This is a genomic window from Marinobacter sp. LV10R510-11A, assembly GCF_900215155.1.
Taxonomy (GTDB): Bacteria; Pseudomonadota; Gammaproteobacteria; order Pseudomonadales; family Oleiphilaceae; genus Marinobacter.
In genome coordinates, this window is the sequence record NZ_LT907980.1 from 195,326 (window position 1) to 214,891 (window position 19,566).

16 protein-coding genes, 1 tRNA gene and 1 pseudogene are annotated in these 19,566 nt (G+C 52.0%); 11 read left to right on the forward strand and 7 right to left on the reverse strand.

Annotated elements, in window-relative coordinates; all coding sequences use genetic code 11:
• The first annotated feature begins 10 nt into the window (after positions 1-10).
• On the forward strand, positions 11-3,310 hold the full coding sequence (locus tag CPH80_RS01145; RefSeq protein WP_096275228.1) for a carboxyl transferase domain-containing protein: 3,300 nt from the start codon (positions 11-13) through the stop codon (positions 3,308-3,310).
• 24 nt (positions 3,311-3,334) lie between these two features.
• Here CPH80_RS01145 and CPH80_RS01150 read toward each other — a convergent pair whose 3' ends face one another.
• Entirely contained in the window at positions 3,335-4,741 is a 1,407-nt protein-coding gene (locus CPH80_RS01150; protein WP_096275229.1) for a 3-oxoacyl-ACP reductase, read from the reverse strand.
• 178 nt (positions 4,742-4,919) lie between these two features.
• Between CPH80_RS01150 and CPH80_RS01155 the strand changes: the two genes are divergently transcribed.
• The gene (locus CPH80_RS01155; protein WP_096275230.1) at positions 4,920-6,281 is read left to right on the forward strand and encodes an acetyl-CoA C-acetyltransferase; all 1,362 of its coding nucleotides are present in this window, start codon (positions 4,920-4,922) and stop codon (positions 6,279-6,281) included.
• Between the two features lie 90 nt (positions 6,282-6,371).
• Positions 6,372-6,448: transfer RNA gene (locus tag CPH80_RS01160), tRNA-Met, on the forward strand.
• A gap of 251 nt (positions 6,449-6,699) precedes the next feature.
• On the opposite strand, the gene CPH80_RS01165 is transcribed toward CPH80_RS01160, so the two are convergent.
• On the reverse strand, positions 6,700-6,906 hold the full coding sequence (locus CPH80_RS01165; RefSeq protein ID WP_096275231.1) for a helix-turn-helix domain-containing protein: 207 nt from the start codon (positions 6,904-6,906) through the stop codon (positions 6,700-6,702).
• A 152-nt stretch (positions 6,907-7,058) separates the two neighbouring features.
• On the opposite strand from CPH80_RS01165, the gene CPH80_RS01170 reads away from it, so the two are divergent.
• From CPH80_RS01170 to CPH80_RS01185, 4 genes are read left to right on the forward strand one after another with little or no spacing between them, the layout of a single operon-like run.
• Entirely contained in the window at positions 7,059-7,304 is a 246-nt protein-coding gene (locus CPH80_RS01170; protein WP_096275232.1) for a hypothetical protein, read from the forward strand.
• The gene (locus tag CPH80_RS01175) at positions 7,297-8,499 is read left to right on the forward strand and encodes an Arm DNA-binding domain-containing protein (protein ID WP_096275233.1); all 1,203 of its coding nucleotides are present in this window, start codon (positions 7,297-7,299) and stop codon (positions 8,497-8,499) included. Before CPH80_RS01170 ends, CPH80_RS01175 begins: the two co-directional genes overlap by 8 nt.
• On the forward strand, positions 8,486-9,436 hold the full coding sequence (locus CPH80_RS01180) for a TraI domain-containing protein (RefSeq protein ID WP_096275234.1): 951 nt from the start codon (positions 8,486-8,488) through the stop codon (positions 9,434-9,436). The genes CPH80_RS01175 and CPH80_RS01180 overlap by 14 nt, the downstream gene beginning before the upstream one ends.
• 6 nt (positions 9,437-9,442) lie before the next feature.
• Positions 9,443-9,646 carry a hypothetical protein gene (locus tag CPH80_RS01185; RefSeq protein WP_096275235.1) on the forward strand — a complete coding sequence of 68 codons (204 nt, stop codon included), beginning with the start codon at positions 9,443-9,445 and terminating at the stop codon, positions 9,644-9,646.
• Positions 9,647-9,848: 202 nt separating this feature from the next.
• Here the strand turns inward: CPH80_RS01185 and CPH80_RS01190 are convergent, their stop codons facing one another.
• Positions 9,849-10,811 carry an IS1595 family transposase gene (locus CPH80_RS01190; RefSeq protein ID WP_096275236.1) on the reverse strand — a complete coding sequence of 321 codons (963 nt, stop codon included), beginning with the start codon at positions 10,809-10,811 and terminating at the stop codon, positions 9,849-9,851.
• A 340-nt stretch (positions 10,812-11,151) separates the two neighbouring features.
• On the opposite strand from CPH80_RS01190, the gene CPH80_RS01195 reads away from it, so the two are divergent.
• From CPH80_RS01195 to CPH80_RS01205, 3 genes are all read left to right on the forward strand, one after another.
• Positions 11,152-12,150 carry a helix-turn-helix transcriptional regulator gene (locus tag CPH80_RS01195; protein WP_096275237.1) on the forward strand — a complete coding sequence of 333 codons (999 nt, stop codon included), beginning with the start codon at positions 11,152-11,154 and terminating at the stop codon, positions 12,148-12,150.
• Positions 12,151-12,665: 515 nt separating this feature from the next.
• Positions 12,666-13,361 (forward strand): hypothetical protein, encoded by a 696-nt coding sequence (locus CPH80_RS01200; RefSeq protein ID WP_172898575.1) that lies wholly within the window; start codon positions 12,666-12,668, stop codon positions 13,359-13,361.
• Positions 13,354-14,337, forward strand: coding sequence for a hypothetical protein (locus CPH80_RS01205; protein WP_096275239.1), 984 nt, complete (start codon positions 13,354-13,356; stop codon positions 14,335-14,337). The genes CPH80_RS01200 and CPH80_RS01205 overlap by 8 nt, the downstream gene beginning before the upstream one ends.
• A gap of 185 nt (positions 14,338-14,522) precedes the next feature.
• On the opposite strand, the gene CPH80_RS01210 is transcribed toward CPH80_RS01205, so the two are convergent.
• The 3 genes and pseudogenes from CPH80_RS01210 to umuD all read right to left on the reverse strand — a co-directional run bounded on the left by CPH80_RS01210 (position 14,523) and on the right by umuD (position 17,074).
• Complete coding sequence (locus tag CPH80_RS01210; protein WP_096275240.1) at positions 14,523-15,188, reverse strand: SOS response-associated peptidase; 666 nt, start codon at positions 15,186-15,188, stop codon at positions 14,523-14,525.
• 81 nt (positions 15,189-15,269) lie between these two features.
• Positions 15,270-16,556, reverse strand: coding sequence for a translesion error-prone DNA polymerase V subunit UmuC (gene umuC, locus CPH80_RS01215; RefSeq protein WP_096275241.1), 1,287 nt, complete (start codon positions 16,554-16,556; stop codon positions 15,270-15,272).
• 67 nt (positions 16,557-16,623) lie between these two features.
• Positions 16,624-17,074: pseudogene (gene umuD, locus CPH80_RS01220) on the reverse strand (translesion error-prone DNA polymerase V autoproteolytic subunit).
• Between the two features lie 120 nt (positions 17,075-17,194).
• Here umuD and CPH80_RS01225 point away from each other — a divergent pair.
• Complete coding sequence (locus tag CPH80_RS01225; protein ID WP_096275242.1) at positions 17,195-18,157, forward strand: IS1595 family transposase; 963 nt, start codon at positions 17,195-17,197, stop codon at positions 18,155-18,157.
• Positions 18,158-18,311: 154 nt separating this feature from the next.
• On the opposite strand, the gene CPH80_RS01230 is transcribed toward CPH80_RS01225, so the two are convergent.
• Entirely contained in the window at positions 18,312-19,529 is a 1,218-nt protein-coding gene (locus tag CPH80_RS01230) for a DUF4236 domain-containing protein (protein WP_096275243.1), read from the reverse strand.
• Positions 19,530-19,566 lie beyond the last annotated feature (37 nt).

Consider the following 19,566-nt stretch of genomic DNA (forward strand, 5'->3'; position numbering starts at 1 on the left):
AGAGGCTCCTGTGAAATTCAATAAGTTACTCATTGCCAATCGTGGGGAAATTGCCGTACGTATTGCCCGGGCCGCTGGGGATATGGGGCTGGAATCCGTAGCCGTATACTCAGAGGATGACAGTGCCTCACTTCACCTCAGCCACGCTGACCATACGGTGCTCATACCAGGCAAGGGTGCCCACGCGTATCTGAATATCGATGCCATTATTGCCGCAGCCAAAGAATCTGGCGCGGACGCTTTGCACCCTGGCTATGGCTTTCTCAGTGAGAATTCTGAACTGGCTAGGCGTTGCAAGGCAGAGGGCATTACCTTTATTGGGCCCGAGCCAGAAACCCTCGACACGCTAGGCGATAAAGCCGCGGCACGTCAGTTGGCCGAGCTCTGTAACGTTCCCGTGGTGCCTGGTTCCAAAGGCCAAACCACGGTCGAGCAGGTCAAGGACTTCATGGCCGGTCTCGGTGGCGATGTGGCTGTTGTCATCAAGGCTATTTCCGGTGGCGGTGGCCGGGGCATGCGTATTGTTCAGCCAAATGAGGATGTAGAGGCGGCTTATGAGGCGTGCGCGCGTGAGGCCAAGGCGGCATTTGGAGATGATAGCCTGTATGTAGAACGCTTGGTGCAGCACGGTCGCCATATTGAAGTTCAGGTTCTTGGTGACGGTAAAGGTGATGCCGTACATTTTTGGGAGCGCGAATGCAGCCTGCAGCGGCGCAACCAAAAACTGATCGAGATCGCACCCAGCCCCACGCTTTCTGAGAGCACCCGAGAGAACCTGCTGGAAGCATCTCTGCGAATGGCCAGAAAGGTCAATTATGCCGGTCTAGGCACTTTTGAATTTTTAGTGGCAGCCAATGGCAACGACTACTTCTTTATTGAAGCTAACCCCAGGCTTCAGGTTGAGCATACCATTACCGAGGAAATCACCGGGGTTGATCTGGTTCAGTCACAAATCGCCGTTCTGGGCGGCACCAGCCTGGCGGATTTGAACCTCACCCAGAATCAGATTGCCGCAGCCAATGGCTATGCCATTCAGTGCAGAGTCAACATGGAGACCATGGACGCCTCTGGTGCCACCCAGCCCAGCGGTGGCACGCTTCAGGCTTTTGAGCCCCCCACGGGGCCCGGCGTGCGAGTGGATACGTTCGGCTACAGCGGCTATACCACTAGCCCTCACTTCGATTCGCTGCTCGCAAAGGTTATCGTTCACAGCCGTTCCAGTGATTACACTCAAGCCGTTCGCAAAGCCTATCGTGCCCTGTGCCAGTTCCGGGTAGAGGGAGTGAAAACCAATACATCCTTCTTGCAGGCCCTGCTATCTCGGAAGGAAGTAAGCAAGAACCAGGTCTACACACGGTATGTGGATGACCAGATGGCAAGCCTAGTGGCGGAAAGTGAACAGGAGCACCCTCGGCTGTTTCGAGCCACTCCAACCACCGCAGGTAGTCGTGCGGGGACTCAAGCCGTTATAGCTCCAGAAGGCTCAACGTCAATCCCAGCACCCATGCAGGGCCAGCTGGTGGCCACACTGGTGGCTGAGGGAGATATTGTTGCCAATGGCCAGACCCTAGCCATTCTCGAAGCCATGAAAATGGAGCATGAGATTAAGGCGCCCACCGCCGGCATTATCCGTGGCTTGCCGATAACCAATGGTGAGTATGTCAGCGAAAGCCAAGTCATTGCCTTTATCGAGCCTAGTGACAGTGATTCACAAGAAGAAGTTATTGAACAAAAAATCGACCTAGATTATATCCGGCCAGACCTGGCGGAGTCTTTCGAACGGCACCGCTTGACCTTGGATGAGGCTCGCCCAGGTGCTGTCGCCAAACGCCACAAACTGAATATGCTCACCGCCAGGGAGAACGTTGCCAATATCTGCGACCCGGGCAGCTTCATGGAATATGGGGCGCTTACGTTTGCCGCTCAGCGCCGGCGCAGAGACGTTGAAGATTTGATTCGATCAACACCAGCAGATGGGTTGGTTGCCGGCATAGGTGCGGTCAATAGCGAAACGTTTGATGAAGACCAAGCGCGTTGTGCCGTGTTGGCCTACGACTACACCGTAATGGCGGGCACTCAGGGCACGATGAACCACAGGAAGACTGACCGAGTGTTGCAGGTGGCTGAAGAGCAGCAGCTGCCGGTCATATTTTTCACCGAAGGCGGTGGCGGTCGGCCCGGCGATACAGACGATGGCACCATAGTGGCGGGGCTCAGCTACGCCACCTTTTTGCGATACGCCCGACTGACTGCCTTAGCTCCCCGAATTGGTATTGTCGCCGGGCGTTGCTTTGCGGGCAACGCAGTGTTTGCCGGTTGTAGTGACCTGCTGATTGCCACCAAGAACGCCACGCTGGGCATGGCGGGCCCCGCCATGATTGAAGGCGGAGGGCTGGGTGTGTATACCTCGGAAGAGGTTGGCCCCATGTCGGTTCAGGTGCCCAATGGTGTCGTTGATTGCCTGGTTGAGGATGAGCGGGAAGCGGCCCAGGTTGCCCGCAAGCTAATGTCTTATTTTCAGGGCAGTCTCCCTGATTCGACATGTGCCGATCAGCGGCTACTGCGATCCAGCATTCCCGAAAACCGCCTGCGCTCCTATGATATTCGTGCGCTCATCAGCACTCTGGTAGACACAGACAGCCTCTTAGAGCTTCGCCCGAGTTTCGCCCCAGGAATGGTCACGGCCTTCGCTCGTATTGAAGGTCGGCCAATCGGCCTGATTGCAAACGATCCTAGGCATCTTGGGGGTGCGATTTGCGCTAATGGCGCGGACAAAGCCTCCCGCTTTATGCAGCTGTGCGACGCCTACGACGTACCCTTGCTTAGCCTGTGCGACACACCGGGGTTCATGGTTGGCCCAGAGGCGGAGAAAACCGGGCTGGTACGTCACACCACTCGCATGTTCGTAACCGCTGCGAGTCTGCAGATCCCCGTGCTATCAGTGGTGCTGCGCAAAGGCTATGGTTTAGGCGCCATGGGTATGACGGCTGGCTCTTTCCATGCACCCTTCTTCACGGCTGCCTGGCCTACGGGTGAGTTTGGTGGGATGGGTCTGGAAGGTGCCGTGCGTTTGGGCTTTCGCGATGAAATCGCCAACGCTGGCGACGAAGCTGCCCAAAAAGCCATGTTCGAGAAATTGGTTGCGGAACAATATGAGAGAGGCAAAGCCTTAAGCATGGCGGTGTCGCTAGAGATCGATGCTGTCATCGATCCAGCAGACACCCGCAACTGGATACTGCGCGGGCTGAAATCCGTGAAAAAACCAGGCCCCCGCCATGGCCGTCGCCGGCCGATGGTGGATACCTGGTAAACGTCCAAATCACAGAGCTGAGCGTTACTTTCCGATCAGCGACTGGCCGCACACGCGTACAGCGTTGCCATTAACGCCACCGGAGGCGGGGCTGCAGAACCAGGCAATGGTTTCTGCCACGTCTACCGGCTGGCCGCCTTGGGACAGGCTGTTCATGCGTCGACCGGCTTCGCGCAAGGTCAGAGGCATAGCAGCCGTCATCTGGGTTTCAATAAAGCCCGGGGCTACCGCGTTGATGGTAACGCCGTTCTTTACCTGCTTGGCCATGGCTTCTACATAACCAATCACACCGGATTTTGCGGTGGAGTAATTGGTTTGTCCAAAGTTACCGGCAATGCCGCTGATGGAAGAGATGCACACAATACGGCCGCCTTCTTTCAGCAGTCCCCGTTCCATCAGTGCATCGTTGATGTGTTCTTCGGCTGTCAAATTCACGGCGATGGTCATGTCCCAGAAGTGCTCTGGCATGTTGCCCAATGTTTTGTCACGGGTAATGCCTGCGTTGTGAATAACAATATCCAGCCCGCCAAAGTGCTTTTCCGCAAAGTCTGCGATCTTCTTGGGGGCATCTGCCGCGGTAATGTCGCAGGCTAGGGCTTTGCCTTTGATGGCGTTTGTGACTTTCTCGAGCTCTTCCATGGCAGGCTCAATGTCCAGCCCGATAACCGTAGCGCCATCCCGAGATAGGGTAGCTGCAATCGAAGCGCCGATGCCCCGCGAGGCACCCGTTACCAACGCAACTTTTCCAGTAAGTGGTGCAACCGGGTTTGTGGCTGGCGCGCTGGTGGTTTTGCCAATGCGCACAACCTGGCCGGAAACATAGGCTGATCGAACAGAGAGGAAGAAGCGGAGGCTGGATTCCAGCTGCGGTTCGGCGTTGGGTGCTATCCAGAGTAGGTTAGCGGTTGCGCCCTTCTTGCCAATTTCCTTGCCCACACTGCGCGTGAAGCCCTCCAGAGCTTGCTGTGCTGCTGCCTGGGGTGCTTTGCGGCACGTTGCCGGATCCTGGCCGATGATCACAACACGGGCGTTAGCGCCGAGTTTTTTGATGGTAGGGTGGAAAAAGTCGTATAGGGCGCGCAGATCCTCTGGCCCTTTCAAGCCTGTGGCATCGAACACTAGGGCTGAAAATTTGGTTTCGGTGCCCGAAGCCAAATCCAATGCTTGCGCTTTATTTCCGGCTTTTGCTGAATCTTCCAGAGTTTCTTTACCGCTGGCGTGATAAAGCGTCGCGGCACTGGCGCCTAAAACATTGCCGATGGTCGATATGGCTTTGCCGCCGTTACCAGCGCCCACCAAAACATCGCCTTCAATAAACGGCTGATCCGCGCGCTTGAGTCGTTTGAGAGGCACTGGTGAGGGTAATCCAAGGGATTGCGCGGCGGTTTTTCCTATGGGTGTATTTACAAGTTTTAGATAGATATCAGACATGGCTTCGTCCTTGCGTTGCTTTGATGTGTGGAGCATGTTGGTTGCTAGAGTAAAGATTCCACCAGCTATGTGATTGACTCAATGCATGTAAGGCTTTGTCAGGCATGCCAATGAGACATTGGTAGTTGGCGCTAGACTGCCCTCATCTCCAGAAAACTGCTAAAGAAAGGATAGCATCATGGCACAGGCTCAGAAGACCAACCAGAAGACTCATCAGAAGACTCATCAGAGGAAATCTGCAGCCCCGAAAGCGGTAGAGAAGGGCACCAGTGGCGTTCGCCGCGTTGCCATTATTGGTGGCAACCGTATTCCCTTTGCACGCTCCAATACAGCCTATAGCAAGATCAATAATCAGGAATTGCTGACATCGGCCTTGCGTGGGTTGGTAGACCGTTATGATCTTCAGGGTAAGCGTCTTGGTGAAGTGGTTGCCGGTGCTGTGATTAAGCACTCCAGAGACTTTAACCTTACCCGCGAAGCGGCGATGAGCTGTGGCCTTGCACCGGAAACGCCGGCGTACGATATTCAGCAGGCATGCGGTACTGGCTTGGAAGCGGCCATTCTGGTGGCCAACAAGATCGCCTTGGGGCAGATTGAATGCGGGATTGCGGGTGGTGCAGACACCACATCCGATGCACCAATCGGAGTGGGTGAAGGCCTGCGGGAAATTTTGTTGGATCTGAATCGGGCCAAAACCACCGGTGAGCGACTAAAAATTCTAACCCGTTTTCGTCCGAGCGACCTGAAGCCCGAGCTGCCGCAGAACGGCGAGCCTCGCACTGGCATGTCCATGGGCGAGCACGCGCAGGTGACTGCGAGTGAATGGTCTATCCCCCGAGACGAGCAGGACCTGCTGGCGTGGGAAAGCCACCAGAAGCTGATGAAAGCCTATGAAGAGGGCTTCTTTGACGACTTGATCACGCCGCTTGCCGGCCTTGATAGAGACAACATACTGCGCCCAAGCACAACGCTTGAGAAGTTGGCTAGCTTGAAGCCTGTTTTCGGTGGTGAGAATGGCACCATGACAGCCGCTAACAGCACCGCACTGACGGACGGCGCCTCTTGCGTGCTGCTGGCTAGCGAAGAGTGGGCAAAGGCCAATAACCTTGAAGTGAAAGCTTGGCTTACGTTCTCAGAAGTCGCAGCTGTGGATTTCGTTGAAAAGAAAGAAGGGCTGTTAATGGCGCCAGCTTACGCTGTGCCTCAGCTTATTGAGAAAGCCGGAATTACGTTACAGGATTTCGATTTCTATGAAATTCACGAGGCGTTTGCTTCTCAGGTTCTTTCAACGCTCAAAGCCTGGGAAGATCCTGCATTCTGCAAAGACAAGCTGGGCTTGGACAAGCCGCTAGGCAGCATCGATCGCGCTAAGCTGAACGTAAAGGGCAGCAGCCTTGCGACAGGTCACCCGTTTGCCGCGACCGGCGGGCGCATTCTGGCCACGCTGGCCAAGTTGCTGGAAGAAAAAGGCAGCGGCCGAGGGCTTATTTCCATCTGTGCTGCGGGCGGCCAGGGCGTAACGGCTATTCTGGAGCGATAAATTTCGAGAAAGCCGTAATAGTCTTTGACAGGCTCGGTTCGGCGCCGTAGTATGCGCGCCACGGTGATCGAGAGACACCAACCAGTTTGATGCGGGGTGGAGCAGTCTGGTAGCTCGTCGGGCTCATAACCCGAAGGTCGTAGGTTCGAATCCTGCCCCCGCTACCATATAAAAGAAAGGCAGATCAGTTACTTACTGGTCTGCCTTTTTTGCGTTTGGGGCGTCAAAAAAGCTCTGTGACGTATATGTGACACATATGTGCCAAACGCTCTAGCAGTATAATTTGATGTACCGGTCGAAACGACCGTAAGTCACTTTGTGGCACAAGCGTCATCGAGCTCAAAGTACGTTTCGTAACCCCGCTCATTTTCTCTTTTCCCTTCGCTTGCGCCTTGTCCAAATTGGCTAATCCAGCCAGTTAGTCATCTTGTCGAAATTCCAGAAGCTCGCCGACTTCGCACTCAAAAAGTTTGCAGAGTTTATCGAGCGCATCCAGATCGATGCGCTGTGCTGTTTCTTTGTATAGCAGAGTCACCGTATTCCGGTTCAATCCCGTCTCTTTTGCTACATCCACGATCTTCATTTTGCGCTCGCCCATCAGTCGAGCTAGGTGGCAACGGATCATTAAAAGCTACCCTTAATATAAAAATGTTATCCAGAATGACAAAAAACGCTTGCAAATGTACTTTTGTTGTCTAAAATGTATTTTAGAGTGGCATTCTGATACGAGGAATGTCTTTTCGCTATTTAGGATAGCGCAACAGAAGGAATGTTTCGATGGATAACTCCTATACCTATCTGACGACCGAAGAACTAGCTGGTCGTATTAAGTACGACAGTCGCACGATTCGCCAATGCCTGAAAGACACCGTACTGCTGGAGGGACGTCACTACATCAAGCCGTTTGGCCGCCGGAAAATCCTTTTTCTCTGGGAAGAGGTTGAGAAAGAAATGTTGACAGGGGCTCGTGCTCATGAAGCCTTGGCTATTCCGATGGCCAGTGGGGTGGTTTGCCATGGGTAAGGTAAGAACCCGCAAAGAGACCGGCAGGCTTTATTTAGACTTCATGTGTCAGGGCGTTCGCTGTCGCGAGCAAACTGCTTTGCCAGATACATCTGCAAATCGTAAGAGGGTTGAAGCGTTGCTTCAGAAAATTGAGGCAAAAATTCTGTTGGGGAACTTCGACTATGCAGAGCAGTTTCCGGATAGCGGTAATCTTAAAAAACTTAGGTTTGGAGATACCAGAGCGGCTGAAGACGCAGGGGAGAATCAGACTCCACTCTTCGTAGATTTTGCTGATCAATGGTTTGCGGAGTCCAAAGTCCAATGGCGCAACTCCCATACGCGCAACGTGGAGTCGATTCTTTCAAGCTCCTTGAAACCGTCCTTTAAGGGCAAGCGCGTAGGGGACGTCACAAAGGCAGACATCCTAGCCGCCCGCACCAAAATGGCCAAGCGCAAGGGTAGGGGAGCCAGTGGTCTGATGGCTCCCAAGACCATTAACAGCCATTTGACCATTCTGCGAATGATCCTGACCGAAGCGGCAGAGCGGTTTGAGTTTGATAACCCCTACCGGAATATCAAACCACTGAAGCAACAGAAAGTTCATATCGAGCCGTTCTCGCTGGCGGAGGTGGAACGCATCTGTAAGTACGTCCGAGAAGACTACCGCATCTATTATCTGTTGCGGTTCTACACCGGCATGCGTACCGGCGAAATTGACGGTTTGAAGTGGGAGCACGTGGATTTTGCCAGGCAAGAAATTCTCGTACGGGAAACACTGATCAACGGTGAGACTGAGTACACCAAAACAGATGGCTCCCAACGTGAGGTTCCCATGTTTGGCCCAGTCTACAACGCGCTAAAAACTCAATACGAGGCAACAGGCAAACTGAGCAAGTTTGTGTTCTGTAATAACGAGGCTAAACCACTGGATCACAACAACGTGACCAAGCGGGTTTGGTACCCGCTCCTAGAAGTCTTGAAGTTGACGAAAAGGCGGCCGTATCAGACTCGCCACACCGCAGCCACGTTACTGCTGGCTTCCGGCGAAAACCCAGAATGGGTTGCCAGGGTTTTAGGCCACTCATCTACCGAAATGCTGTTCAAAGTGTATTCACGCTATATCCCGAACGTCACTCGCATGGACGGTTCGGCATTCGAGCGCTTGCTGCAAGGTCGCGCCACCAATGGGGAGATGGACAATGAAACTGAATGATCTACGCCCGATTCAGAAGAAGACCTTCACTGGCACCTATCGTCTGACTGGACGAGTCACGTGCTTCGATGACGATGGCTTCCCGTACTCAAAACTACGCCTGAGCAGCTGTACTGACGATGTTGTGGTGCTTGCGGCTATCAATGCGATGGCCATTCCCGAGCGACTGAGCCATATGGAACTGGTCGTGGTGAAAGGACACGTCTGTATTGGGGTTGAGGAAAGCGCGATTCTGCTGACGGACATTCGCCGGCCTCTTAGAACCGAAGTAGCCCGGTTGCCAGCCCTGCAAACATTGCCGCGAACCTTCTGCCCACAACCGGAACACTTAGATCAGTTGATTGAGAGCGTGCGAGCACTGGAGTCCGAACACCTGCAGGTCTTTATCAAGCGAGTGCTGGAGCGCCGGGATCGGCTGGAGATTTTTCTGAAAGCACCGGCAAGTAAATGCTACCACCACAACGATCCAGGTGGCTTGTTGGTGCATTCGCTGGAAGTCGCCAAAGGCGTATTGAACATGATCCGAATTAATGAGCCAGACATGCCCAGGGCGTTGCAAGAAGTCGGCTTTGTCGCGGGGCTCCTTCACGACATTGGCAAAACCTTTACCTGCGATGTTAAAGGTCGACCGACCGCCGCTGCTCGCCTCTGCGCACACGATGATCTTACCTTGGAAGTTTGCGCCTTTGGCCTCGCATACCTCGACAAGGTGGATCCGCAGGCAGCCATCACGCTTCGTCACATTTGGACCAGTGCGTCACCAGGGGCCCGCTACGGAATGCCGGCTGCCATGACGCTGGCGCGTTATGTTCGCGATGCGGACGGACAAAGCGCTATGGCCGATAACCAGAGAAAGGCATTCAAGCGCCGCGAACCCCAAGGTTTTGCCCGTTTGGGAAGAAATGCCTACTGGTTGCCTTCGCTGGAAGCCCGTTGACTTGTGATGGCCAAAGTCAAAACAAAACTCCACAGGCAAGAGGTGTGGGCCAACGACGTGCCACACCTCTTTCGCCCATTCTTGCCTACCTCAATTACCGCCGGTGTTCTTGGCGACTATTACTCTATTCATGCATTCCCGGGCGGCAGTCATCGGTTTGAACGCATGGAAGAGTCCTTGGAAATGCTTCGGGAACATGCCGCCCGATAAGGAAGCCGGCTATGGCGCCAATAAGTGCAGGAATGGGCCCCATCATGCCGCCAACCAAACCGCCACCAAACATCAAAATGATGCTGTTCATAGAGCTCGCCCCGCGATACAGGTTCTTAGTTTAGAGTGAATGATCGTTTCCCGAGTCGCCTCTTGATTTGACCCGGTCACTGCCGTCATTCAGTACACTGTATATGCAGGGCTATGTTGGTTTTCGTTGTTGGTTTGCACTTATCGCAGTGCGCAGCCAAGCCTCTTCAGAAGGTTGTTCACTTTCAAACAGCCGTCGCCAAGCTAAGTAGCTCGGCAAATAAGCAGTCCCCACCCCATGAAAGCGAGCCATCCAGCCCTTCAATCGACTGATATAACTATTTACGTTTTGGATGTGGTATTCCTTGCCGATCACCCTTTGATTGTCGAGCGTGATCAGTCGATGATGCGCAATACCATGGTCTTTCGAGAAGGTTTTATACCAACTGTGGCCGTCTGAACACAAAATCGAATCACAATTAATGATCGGCGTCAGAAACTCATGAACCGTCGATTTGTTCAACGCCGGATCTACTAGGTCGCTAATATGACCGTTGCGATCTCTTGCAATAAGTACCGGAATTTTGTCCGCTTTATACTTCCGATTACTCTGCCCACCACGCTTTCTGGGACTGCGATGCGTGAGCTTACGCTTACCTTTGCAGGACTCAGCAAAGAAGGTCTCATCCACTTCAATAATGCCGGAAAGGTCATTTGCGTTTGCATGGGCGCTGGCGAGCAAAAAACGATGGCGCCACCGAAAAGCCGTCTTCAAATCAATACCTACCCTGGCCGCCGACACCCGAAGGGTCAGGCTGTCTCGCATACACCGTAGATAATCAAACCACTTATCACGGTGGCGCAACCTAGCCAGTGGTGTTCGTGAAACAGCATTGAAAGTCTTGTGGCAGACCGGGTTCTGGCAGCGGTAGCGCTGCAGGCCGGCAGAATAGCCCCATTTTACGAAATATTGACTGCTGCAATGAGGGCAGGAGCGGTGCGAGGTGGCCGTTTCGAGCAATGCATGAGCCTGAGCATTGATTTGCCCAAGAAGCTGATCAGCAAGATATTTTTTGAGGTCAACGGGAAGGTTGGCTAAGGTTTTCTCAATAGCAGTAATGTTGGCTCGCTTCATGGTGCTCTCCACCGAAGGACTGTTTATACAGTAGTATATACAGTATTATTGAGCCGCACCAACAACGAAAACCAACATAGCCATATGCAGACAGTATTTTATGTAAAGCAGGTGACCCCCACCCGCTTGGTCTTTACAAAATTTCAGTTGTCCTAAATGATCCCGTCAACCACCTTCGTTAGTGAAGGCAATAGGGCTCGTGAAATTCGCGGCGTTTGGCCTGGTTTCTACATAATTGTCGCCGGAGCGTACATGTCACTGGAAGCCGTTGCGGTAGGTGGGTTAGTCTTGCGATCAAAAGTCGAGCGTCCCGTCTTCGAGCCAGACAAGGAATCCTGTGATGTCGAGCACCGCTGTCCGTTATCTCACCATGCTACGAATGGTGCCTCGCTTTCCTAAGACCATTACCACAACTGAGCTGGCACAGCGTCTGGACGAGCAGGACTTCTCGGTCACGATGCGGTCGATTCAGCGGGACTTGGAAAAGCTGAGTGCGGATTTCCCACTTCTGGTGGACGAGCGCGCGAGACCTTTCCGTTGGTCATTCGACCGGGATGCCACCATGGACATCATCCCGGCTCTGGATCTACCAGCGGCACTGACCTTTGAGCTGGCCAAGGCCTACCTCACACCCATGCTACCGCCCAGGGCTTTGTCGCATCTCCAACCTCACTTTAAAGAAGCGCACCGTACCTTGTCGCGAGAGAGTAACCCTCTGGGGCAATGGCCGAACCGCGTGCGTGTTATCAACCGAGGGTTAAGCGGGAGTCGCCCAGCCATAGATGCGGATGTTTTGGAAACTGTGACCGAAGCTCTGTTGCGTGAGTACCAATGCAAACTGACATACCAGGCACGCAACTGGTCGGAACCTGAGGATATTATCGTTCACCCTTTGGGTCTGGTCTTCCGGGATCCGAATGTGTATCTAATCGGAACCATTGAGGGCAGGGAAGGCGTACGCCAGCTGGTATTGCACCGAGCAACAACCGGGGAGTTGGTCGAACAGCCGGTAGAGCGCCCGGAAGACTTTGACTTGGACCTCTATATCCATTCGGGTGCCATGGGAATTCTCAAATCAAACGAGCCAGTATTTCTGAGGCTTCGCTGTGACAAGCCCGTTTTGAACCATCTGATCGAGTCACCCTTGGGTTTTGATCAGCTCACTACTGAGATTGATAACGACACCTTTGAAATCTCGGTAACTGTAGACGATACCCAGGATCTGCGCTGGTGGTTGACGGCACAGGCAATTCACTGTGACATTTTAGAGCCTGGGTGGCTGCGAGATGAGATTGAAGCGGTTTTAGCCGAGGGGCTGGAGCGCGTCAGGAAAACCTGAGCGTGTTATAACAACTCGCATACCTCTCAATCTGATATGAATTTAGGCGAAATCACCAACTGGGCGGGTTGTGGTAACTCTGCGAGCACTCAATGACGCCATTTGCCTCAGCACAGCGGGCGTCTCTAATCCCGGAGCCATAAGACTGCTGAGAGCAGGCCAGGTAGCTGAGGAAGCTTTGGCCATTTCGTCGTACTGCGCAATGGTTGCATAGAGCTTTGAGCAAGCCATTGTTCTAGCGGTCAACCATGAATGGGTTCGACACCATGGAAGCGAGGCAGAACCCAAGTTTGTTGAAACGCTATATTTGTCCGAAAATCGGTTGTTGATGGTTTTTAGCCGTCGAATAGACGGGAACATCATGCGTTTTACAGCGGGTAAAATCTTGGCATTTTAAAGCGGATCAAGCATTATGATCAGGCTATAAAAAGTTAATGAAACCTGACAGTTGGATATGTTTGTCTTCATAGTCAGGCATATAGCCCATATTTATTAAGCAGAGCATCGTGAGGAGAATGATGCAAAATGTTGAGGTTGCGATCTTGCGCCGTCAGGTTCTAGATTGGCGTGACAAGTGGATGGAACAGATTCCTGTAGTGCTGGATCGTGAGCTTTCGTGTCTGTTAGCGCTACTCAATGCCCAGATTGATCAGATCTCTTTTAAAGAAACACTGTCAGCTGGAAAATACGCAGAGAAAAATATTCAGCCAATCTATAAGTCCTGGGTCGTAAGAGCGTCTCAGAATATCATGGATCTGGCTCATAAGGATCTGAAGTCGATAGATAGGCACATTCTTGACTACAACTCGAATCTTGAATATTGGATTGCATCGGACACATCAGGTAAAAATGTCGTAAATCTGAGCATTGCTTCGGGGAGTGCTGGTGCGGCGGTATTGGGCATACCTGTGGTTCAAGCTTTCTCAACGGTGTCTGCTGGGTGGGGGCTTGGCCTGCTTGGTGTAACTGTGATCAGCTGGCCTGCTATATTGGGAGGTGCAGCTGTTCTAGGGACAATGGCTGTATTCGGCGGCACCAAGTTAGCGAGACACAGAGAGAAGGCTATTCAGGACTTCAAGGGATCAGTAGAAGCTGGACTTCGGTCAGCTGTATTGGCAACTCATGGTACGAAATCTTCACTAACGATTAGTCTTCAAGAAAAAATAAGAACAGCGGCAGCCGCTTATATGGAGGAATTGAAGAGTGCTTAATGAGTTTACCTTCAAAATTCCAGAATTTTTAATGCCAGGCATTGCTGATAGAAGCTTGACGAGATTTGGCTCAATTATAAAAAATACCCAGACCGGGAAAATTGTGGCACACGTGCAAGAAACTGGGCTGGGGCAGCAAATATTCAGCTCGTTGGCGTCTTCTCCCTTTTCACCCCTCGAAGCTGTTTCGTCGCTTGCCGCTAATGTGCAGTTAGGCCAGTTAAAAAGGATGGTTGAAGGTTTACAAGTCTTGCAATATGCCAATCTAGGCGTTGCGCTAACCGGTGTCGGTGTTAGTGTTGTTGGCTTTGCAGTGGTCAATAAGAAGCTCAAGAACATTCAATCTTCGATTGAAAGGGTTTCTAGTAAAATTGATCAACGCTTTGTCGAATTGTACGAACATCAGTTGCGCAGAGATTTTTACACCCTTCGTGGGGTTTTAGAACATATTGAGTCAGTAAGAAGGCAATCTAAACCAAAATCTGAACTTATGTCTGCAGGCTCCAGACTTACAGAGATCAGTTCTATAATGCGAGGTCAGTTGGAGTATCAGCTTCAACTACCGGCGTTTGATGAATATTTATTTACTCAGCTCACTCGGGCAATGTTGATGAGTGACAATGCGAGGGTTGAAGCGTATATCGTGGCTGAAGAATACGATTCTGCCCATCATGCTGCCACTTCGATTTCTGAATCTTATTGTAATTTGTTCGATGACATAACACCGTTTGACCTGAAGCAAAAAAAGCGTTTGAGAAGTATTGATCTTCGTGAAAAAGCTAGAGAGACGGCAGAGAACATCACTGTGGGTGCTAGTCACCTTGTAGCCGGCTTGCGAGATATCACTGATTCAGCGTTTTGCAAACCGGTGCTTATAGAAGAGCTTGGGCGAAGAGGCATAGCTGGATCAGATTACCTTTCTGCATTACGTAACGAAACCAAGGAGCCCATTGTTCTGTTACAGTTTTCAGATTAGCAGTGTTGGATATTGATCCCACAGATTGTTTCTATTCCGGACTCCTGAGTTCAAGTAATAGGTGCAGCACCACCTTTTTTGAGAGTGCTTCTAGCTGCTTATAATAAGCATAATGTTTGAAAAGTAGTTTGCTCATATATTCGTGTTTACAACTACCCAGCGCTCGAGACAAGCGCCTTCCCACCCTAATCTCCAGGCAGCAGTTCCGCTTTCCCTGTCAGTTTCAAATCCTTCGGGCCGTGCACTGGCTCACACACCAATGGCGCGGGAATATGCGTCTGCATCAGACTCTGAAACGCATCCATTTGATGGAAATCGGGATCCAGCCAAAGATCAAAATCATCAGGCCTTAGCATCAGCGGGATACTTTTGGCATGGATGTGGCTGAACCTAGGATGCGGTGGAAGCGTGATTACGGTGAAAGAATTTACTTGCTCATCCCCAAAGTGCCACGACTGCCAGAGGCCTGCCAGGGCTGTAGCTTCATTCTGCGGATGAATATTGTAGACCTGCTTGCCTTGCCATTCATGGAAGGCACTTACCGGTACGATGCAACGTTTTGAGGGATATATTTTCTTCCAGAGCGCGCTGCTGGTCAGTCGATCACTTCGGGCATTGAAGGTGTGAAATTTCGGATTGGGTCGGTAACTGTGGCCTTCAGGTCTGGGTTCAATCAGCAAAGACCAAATACCTGGAAGCAGATACCGGTCATCGGCCGCTTGAATCACGAACTCACCAGTGCCTCCGGGTGGCACGTTGTGCTGGAACCTGGGTGTTATGCTAGGCAGGCCCAGTTGTTCCATCAGTATTCTGATTTCAGGTGAGTCTGTAACGTTGTATCGGCCGCACATAGAATCCTCTCAATCAAACACTCAAATCATTCTGATACTTGCCGGCTGTGAGAAACACTCAGCGCATCCATAGAGTGTAGATCAGCGGACTGTAGGCAGCTCGGACCAGGCGGTGGTGTAGGCCGGCGATAAATGTCCCCTTCGCATTGCATAAACCGCAGGTCCCGCTTCTCTAGCCATGTAGACCGTTGCCTGGGATTTCCGGTTGATCTCATCCATCACTGTCATCAGGCGTTCTGATCTGGCACTGTCCGGTGTATTGGTTGCCACTGACTCAAACAGGTCGTCCTGCAACCCCGTTTCATCCACTAATTCACTCAGCATTACCCCAGCTTTCGCATACTCGTACCCTTCATGATACATAGGCCGAAGAAGCCTGAGAGCCTGCTGCACGATCACTCTGGAGTCCTGGGACGCATTGATCAAACGAACACTCGCACTTCTTGAGTATTGTGGTGCAGTAGTCTTGAAGGGGTTCGTTCTAATAAACACCATCAGCTCGCCGGCGTATTGATGACCGCTCCGAAGCTTTTGGGTGGTTCTTACTGCAAAGTGTGCCACGGCCTCTTCCAGATTCGCCAGAGACTGGATGGGCTGACCAAAGGAGCGGGAGCACATAATCTGTTTTTTAGGTGACGGTGCATCGTCCCACGGCAGACAGGGCACACCGTTTAATTCCCGGGCAGTACGTTCTAGCACAACAGAGAAGCGTTTTCGTAAGGTACCGAAATCGGTGTCGGCCAATTGTAAAGCCGTGACAATGTCCATGGCATGAAGCTTCGCTGAGATCTTGCGGCCTACGCCCCAAACTTCTTCCACGGGCACTCGGGCCAAAAGCCTTCTTTGTCTCGCTGGATCAGTGAGGTCTACGACACCCTTGGTTGCTGGGTATTTCTTGGCGGCGTAATTGGCGAGCTTCGCCAGAGTTCTGGTGGGTGCAATGCCAACACACACTGGAAGGCCCACGTTCCGGTACACGGTGTGTTTTATCTGCCTGCCAAAGTCCTCAAGGGACACCAACCGGTCAATACCGGTGACATCCAGGAAAGCCTCATCAATCGAATACACATCCACTCTGGGTGCCAGCGCTTCCAGCGTTATCATCACCCGATGGCTCAAGTCGCCATAGAGAGTGTAGTTGGAGGAAAACAGCTGAATTCCATGCTGTCGAATCTCCTGTTTGATGTGGTGTACTGGTACACCCATTTTGATACCCAGGTCTTTGGATTCCTTCGAGCGTGCAACGACACAACCGTCGTTGTTGGACAGTACGACGACCGGTGTATGCCGCAAATCGGGCCGAAACAGCTTCTCGCAGGAAGCATAGAAGTTGTTGCAATCGACCAATGCAAAGACTGGTTGTTTCATCCCGCCTTAGCCTGTTTCTGATAAAACCCACGTCGTACCGTGACGAAGGAAGCCGGGCTGTGACTGATCATGACTTACCTCCGCGCTTGAGTGATCGAACCACGTTAGTGACTACACCAAACACCTCCATCGTCATGTCGCCTTCAATGGTAATGGGATGGTAGAGGGGATTTCTGGGCAGCAGTCGAACAGGAGGAGGTGTCAGGTGTAACTGCTTCACCGTCATCTCTGATTCCAGGCTGGCGATGATGATGTCGCCGTGTGTGGCTCGTAACGACCGGTCAACTACCAGCACATCGTCTGGAAAAATTCCCGCTTCGATCATGGACTCTCCCTGAACCCGCACAAAGAAGGTGGCTGCCGGATGCTGGATGCTGGATGCACAGTTCGTTCAGGTCGAGGGTCTTCTCGACGTAATCTTCAGCCGGAGATGGGAAACCAGCCGACACGCGCTCCAAAAAAAGAGGAATACCCAAACGGGAGAAAGATTGGTAGTCACCAAGAAATGTGCAGGGCATACTTCACCTTAAATACTGTTTATATGTGGCTATGTTGGTATCTGCTGTTGGCGTATTTATACATTACTGTATAAAATACTGTATAAAATACTGTATATCCAGTTTTCCCTGGAGTACGTCATGAAGCGAACAGACATCAACGCCATTGAACAGTTACTGTCCCGCCTCCCTGTTGAGCTCAAAAAATACTTCGCCAATCAACTTCTTGGGCAAATTAACGCTCAGGCTGACACCCTAATCGAAACGGCTAGACCTCATCCTTTATGCCCTCACTGCGGCAATGAGCACCCAGTCAAATGGGGTCGTTCTGGTGGCTTACAGCGATATCGATGCCACAATCCAGTGTGCCTCAAAACATTTAACACCCTCACCGGTACGCCCCTAGCCAAACTGCATCACCGTGATAAGTGGTTTGCGTATCTAGGCTGCATGCTGGATAGCTTAACGCTACGCATCACGGCGAAGCGCTTGGGCATCGATCTAAAAACCGCATTTCGCTGGCGGCACCGGTTTTTAGCCTCTGCCGCCAAAACCAATGCCAACGCCTTATCGGGGATCATTGAAGTCGATGAAACGTGGTTTCTTGAATCTTGTAAGGGAAAGCGTCGCCTCACGCATCGGATGACACGGAAGCGCGGTGGGCAAGGCAGCAAAAAGAAGAAAGCGGATAAGGTTCAAGTAGTTATTGCTCGTGATCGCAACGGCCATATCAGTGATCTGGTAGGTCCGACGCTCAGTAAATCAGCTGTCCACGCATTTCTGGAGCCGATCATAGACCATGATTCGATTTTGTGTTCGGACGGGCACAGCTGGTATAAAACCTTCTCTGCCGAGCATGACATCGCGCATCATCGACTGATCACACTCGATCATCAGCGAGTGATTGGCAAGGAATACCACATTCAGAACGTCAACGCTTATATCAGCCGACTGAAGGGTTGGATTGCGCGCTTCCGTGGCGTGGGTACAGCATATTTGCCTAACTACCTAGCTTGGCGGCGGCTTTTTGAAAACGGAGATTCATCAGAAGAGGCATGGCTTCGTTCTGCGATAGGAATAAAACAACAGCAGATACCAACATAGCCTTATATGTACAGTATTCTGGTGTGATTTTCCCCTTGGGTCAATTCAGTAACGTGAGAAACTTGGCATATTATCTGAGATTGGTAGGACCACATCTAGGAGAGCTGAATGCCGCTTGTCAGCATATCGGATTTTTTGGATTCCTCTAACCCGGCTACCAAGGCTCAACAGCCCTGAAAATGCCGGTCTTGGTCATATCCCGTCGCAGGTCAAACGCAGCGAGTACTTCCACCGGGTCCACCGCTTCCAGATTACCAAAATGGATCCGGCCCCAGGCTTCACGGCTTACCTTCACGCTATAGAGATACTTGTCCTCAACTCCGCCGGTAGCGGCGTTAGATACCTGAGTGAATGCCGACAAAATCACCCGCTCAACTGAAGGCGCACAAGAAAAGCACTCACCCATTAGCCGAACACCCATACCGTGAACATGGGCCATGTAGAGCTTACGAGAGGCCGTATCTGAAAGCTCGTTAACAGAAACGCCAACACCTCGTTTGTACGTGCGCAGCTCGGTCGTGGGAAAGTCTTCAATTTCCGGTAAATCCACATCCAGCATCAGTGCTTTGCCGTCGTCGGACAGCTCGAACGAGAGTTCGGTATCCTGGGGCCAGTCAATATCCTGCATGTGATCGTCCAGCACAGACTCCATTGCTGCGACATCCCCAAGCCGCGCGTTCCTGTAGAGGTTTTCACGTTCAGACTCGACCTGCTCAAAGGAGCGCTTCTCGTTTTCCCATTGCTCGCGCAGTTGCCGATACTGGTTACGTTTCTGTTCATTGGAATCGGAAAAAGCTCTGCGCCGGGCAGGGCACAAGTACGCCAGCCAATCCGGTTTTCGTAACCCTGGCGGTTTGGGCTCGGTGATCTCAAATGGCGTGGGCACAAACGTGGGGAAAGTATGGGGCGGTGGTGTACCCAGATGAATATCACTGATCTGTGCCATCATCCGGTTATGGTTATCCACATGCTGCTGTAGCGTATTTTCTAGATCTTCCCGAGCGTAGGTTTTAGCTACCTCAATGGCCTCATCGCCAAGATCATCACCGTTGGCATCCAGAATGGTGATGTCACCGGTTTTCGTATTCAGCTGCACCTGAGCAATCTTTTCGGCAATTGGTGGCAGCGCCGGCGCCGGCTTCGTCGACCGGGCGTTTCGGCTTCCGGCTCTGCCAGCCGCAGTATTTGGCTTTGAAAGTTTTTCACGATAAGAGAAACCGGTGCCTGGAATGCCCGCATTACCGTAAAGCCCATTGCGCCCTAAAGTGACATTGGCGCCGCGCATTCCCGCCGAAACGCTCACCCCGCGCTTGCCGAGGTTGAGGCGAAACCCAGGGAAAATCGACACTGTTCTGCGAAATCTAAAAGCCATGAAAAACCTTGCCTGTTATTAAACGAAAAACCTCACT

Bases quoted from the DNA above. Each gene is read 5' to 3' on its own strand.
- CPH80_RS01225 (WP_096275242.1), top strand. From the start codon at position 17,195: ATGAAGCGAACAGACATCAACGCCATTGAACAGTTACTGTCCCGCCTC.
- CPH80_RS01155 (WP_096275230.1), top strand. From the start codon at position 4,920: ATGGCACAGGCTCAGAAGACCAACCAGAAGACTCATCAGAAGACTCAT.
- CPH80_RS01175 (WP_096275233.1), top strand. From the start codon at position 7,297: ATGGGTAAGGTAAGAACCCGCAAAGAGACCGGCAGGCTTTATTTAGAC.
- CPH80_RS01200 (WP_172898575.1), top strand. From the start codon at position 12,666: ATGATGCAAAATGTTGAGGTTGCGATCTTGCGCCGTCAGGTTCTAGAT.
- CPH80_RS01150 (WP_096275229.1), bottom strand. From the start codon at position 4,741: ATGTCTGATATCTATCTAAAACTTGTAAATACACCCATAGGAAAAACC.
- CPH80_RS01165 (WP_096275231.1), bottom strand. From the start codon at position 6,906: ATGATCCGTTGCCACCTAGCTCGACTGATGGGCGAGCGCAAAATGAAG.
- CPH80_RS01210 (WP_096275240.1), bottom strand. From the start codon at position 15,188: ATGTGCGGCCGATACAACGTTACAGACTCACCTGAAATCAGAATACTG.
- umuC (WP_096275241.1), bottom strand. From the start codon at position 16,556: ATGAAACAACCAGTCTTTGCATTGGTCGATTGCAACAACTTCTATGCT.
- CPH80_RS01185 (WP_096275235.1), top strand. From the start codon at position 9,443: ATGGCCAAAGTCAAAACAAAACTCCACAGGCAAGAGGTGTGGGCCAAC.
- CPH80_RS01170 (WP_096275232.1), top strand. From the start codon at position 7,059: ATGGATAACTCCTATACCTATCTGACGACCGAAGAACTAGCTGGTCGT.
- CPH80_RS01180 (WP_096275234.1), top strand. From the start codon at position 8,486: ATGAAACTGAATGATCTACGCCCGATTCAGAAGAAGACCTTCACTGGC.
- CPH80_RS01230 (WP_096275243.1), bottom strand. From the start codon at position 19,529: ATGGCTTTTAGATTTCGCAGAACAGTGTCGATTTTCCCTGGGTTTCGC.
- CPH80_RS01190 (WP_096275236.1), bottom strand. From the start codon at position 10,811: ATGAAGCGAGCCAACATTACTGCTATTGAGAAAACCTTAGCCAACCTT.
- CPH80_RS01195 (WP_096275237.1), top strand. From the start codon at position 11,152: ATGTCGAGCACCGCTGTCCGTTATCTCACCATGCTACGAATGGTGCCT.